3 protein-coding genes and 1 pseudogene are annotated in these 2,455 nt (G+C 70.2%); 1 reads left to right on the top strand and 3 read right to left on the bottom strand.

Features of this window, described 5'->3' with window-relative positions:
- Positions 1 to 235 (top strand): annotated as a pseudogene (locus FVW20_RS12590) (hypothetical protein); the annotation flags it as partial.
- 192 nt (positions 236 to 427) lie between these two features.
- Here FVW20_RS12590 and FVW20_RS12585 read toward each other — a convergent pair.
- The 3 genes from FVW20_RS12585 to FVW20_RS12575 form a co-directional block, all read right to left on the bottom strand.
- Positions 428 to 913, bottom strand: a complete 486-nt coding sequence (locus FVW20_RS12585; protein ID WP_307831522.1) for a carboxymuconolactone decarboxylase family protein — start codon at positions 911 to 913, stop codon at positions 428 to 430.
- A complete protein-coding gene (locus tag FVW20_RS12580; protein WP_196609886.1) occupies positions 906 to 1,277 on the bottom strand; it encodes a MerR family transcriptional regulator in 372 nt (123 codons plus the stop codon). Before FVW20_RS12580 ends, FVW20_RS12585 begins: the two co-directional genes overlap by 8 nt.
- A gap of 154 nt (positions 1,278 to 1,431) precedes the next feature.
- Positions 1,432 to 2,455 (bottom strand): tRNA dihydrouridine synthase (locus tag FVW20_RS12575; protein ID WP_196609885.1); only part of this gene is annotated, 1,024 nt, incomplete at its 5' end.

Genomic DNA, 2,455 nt, shown 5'->3' with positions numbered 1-2,455 from the left:
CCTGCCCGCCGTGGCGCGCCTGCCGTGGTGCCGCAGGCCCGCGCGCATCCTGGGCCTGAACGATGATGCCGTGGCGCTGGCCATCCGCATGGACGGCGGTCCGGCCATCGGAGTGTGGGCGTTGCCGCCCGGCTACGTGGCCGGGCTGTCCGACGCGAACATTCCCATTGCCCCGGAAGACGCGCTGGACCTGCCCCTGCGCCGCGAGGACGTGCTGCTGGCCTGGCCCCGGTAGAAACGGGCACTGCATGCCCTGACCTGAAGAGGGCGGCACGGGTCCATTACGCATTCCTTCCCGTCCAACAGGATTGTTTTTTTCCTTGCCCCCCGCGGCGGGCCTCCGTCGCGGGGTGGGGCTGCTGCGGGCGCACACCAACCCCGGTCGTTCGGACGAATTGTTCCGTCCCCCTTCCACGCTCCGCCCCTTCTACGCCCCGCCCCCGTCCCGTGCCGCGCCATGCCGCCCGAACACCTCGCGCGCGGCAGCAATGCCGTTGAGCGCGGCGGGGAAGCCCGCGTACACCGCCATCTGCATGATAACCTCCATGATCTCCTCGCGGGTCAGGCCCACATGCAGCCCGGCGGCAATGTGCACCTCCAGTTGGGGCCGCGCCGTGCCCATGGCCGTCAGCGCGGCGATGGTGGCGATCTCGCGCTCGCGCAGGCCAAGCTGGGGCCGCGCATACACGTCGCCAAAGGGAAACTCCACCAGCAGCCGCGCGAAATCCGGCGCGAATTCCGCCAGCTTCGCCACCACCTGCTCGCCCGCCGTGCCGTCCACCCGCGACAGCATCCGCAGTCCGCGCTGGTAGCGGGTTTCCGTCCCTTCCGGCCCTTCCGCCTGTTCCGCCCCTTCCGCCTGTTCCGCCCCGCCCACTTGTTCCGGCTGGGTCGTCTTCACGTCGTCATGCATGGTCATCCTCCTGCCCGCGATACCAGGCAATCTTGTCGTCCAGATGGGTCAGGCATGCCGTCAGTCGTTCCATGCGCTCTCGCACGCGCTGGCGGTGTCCTTCCAGCAGTTCCCGACGGGCCGCCAGCGTGGCATCGCCCTGCTCGCCCCGCTCTCGTAGTTCCGCGTAGCGCACCATTTCGCGCACGGGCATGTCCATCTCGCGCAGCCTGCCAATGAATTCCAGCCAGCGCAGGTCGTCCTGCGTGAACAGCCTGCGCCCGCCCCTGTCGCGCTCCACCGAACGCAGCAGGCCGATCTTTTCATACCAGCGCAGGGTGTGGGCGCTCAGCCCGGTGGTTGCCGCCACGTCACGGATGCGCATGGGTCTTCCCCCTTTTTCCGGAGCCTACAAGTTGGAGTGCGCTCAAAGTCAAGCGGTTTCGCGGACTGCGCAAAAAAACGCCCGAGCCATGGGAATGGCCGGGCGTGAGTACGTGAACGCAGGAAAAAACGCCGTTAACGGGGCGACGGGCAGCCTACATGCCGAACAGCAGCGCGCTGGGGCGGCGCAGCACGGCGGGCAGCGGGTCCAGTTCGGTCCGCAGGGCATCCTGCAACGCGCGCAGGCCGCCGGGATCGTCCGCTCCAAAAGACGCGGGCGTCCGGCCCGTCACCCGCAGCAACCGCCCGCGCAGCCCGTTGCCGTAAGTGAAATTGCCGGTGAGGTAGATCAGGAACTTGGCGTACATGCGCACCGCGCGGGCCGGACCGTGCCGCCGGGCCAGCGCGTCCAGCAGGGCCAGCGGGGCTTCTCGCCACAAGGCGGGGTTGCGGTCCGGGTCGTCATCAATTGCACCAGTCCACGCCGCGAACACCCATGGCCGGGCCACGGCGATGCGCCCCAGCGACACGCCGTCGCAGCCGGTGTCGTCCAGCAGGCTGGCGCAGTCCTGCGGCGTGAACACGTCGCCGTTGCCCATGACCGGGATGGACACCGCCGCCTTGACCAGCCCGATGTGGGCGCGCCGGGGCGGCTGGGTACGCCGGTCCGGGGCCACGCGGGGGTGAAAGACCAGGCAGTCGGCCCCGGCGTCCTCGAAGCGGCGGGCCAGGTCCACGGCGGGTTGCGGGTCCGGCGTCCAGCCGGTGCGGAACTTGACGAACACCGGGATGTCCACGGCGCGGCGCACCGCCGCCACCATGCGCACGGCACGCTCCGGGTCGCGCAGCAGATCCGCGCCGCAGCCGCGCTTGACGATGGCGGACACCGAGCAGCCCATGTTCAGATCCACGCCGAAAAAGCCTTCGGCCTGCACCCGGCGCGCGCCCTCGGCCATGTGCTCCGGTTCGGCCCCGAACAGCTGACAAACCAGCCGGGCCGGCTCGCCCGCACGCCAAGAGAACGCCTCCGACTTTTCCGGGCGTTCCGTGGGCACGGCGCGGGCGTTGCACATGCCGGTGAACAGCAGCCCGCAGCCGCCGTAGCCTTCCACCACCTCGCGGAAGGCGGCGTGGCCCAGTCCGGCCATGGGGGCCAGCCACAGCCGCCCCGGCACGGTG

The sequence above is a fragment of the Nitratidesulfovibrio oxamicus genome (assembly GCF_015731765.1).
GTDB classification, from domain to species: domain Bacteria; phylum Desulfobacterota; class Desulfovibrionia; order Desulfovibrionales; family Desulfovibrionaceae; genus Cupidesulfovibrio; species Cupidesulfovibrio oxamicus.
The sequence above is the reverse complement of the archived record's forward strand: the minus strand, read 5'-3'. Positions and strand labels throughout refer to the sequence as shown.

What these genes read in the sequence shown, in the direction of transcription:
- FVW20_RS12585 (WP_307831522.1), bottom strand. Translation starts at nt 913, where the DNA reads ATGCATGACGACGTGAAGACGACCCAGCCGGAACAAGTGGGCGGGGCG.
- FVW20_RS12580 (WP_196609886.1), bottom strand. Translation starts at nt 1,277, where the DNA reads ATGCGCATCCGTGACGTGGCGGCAACCACCGGGCTGAGCGCCCACACC.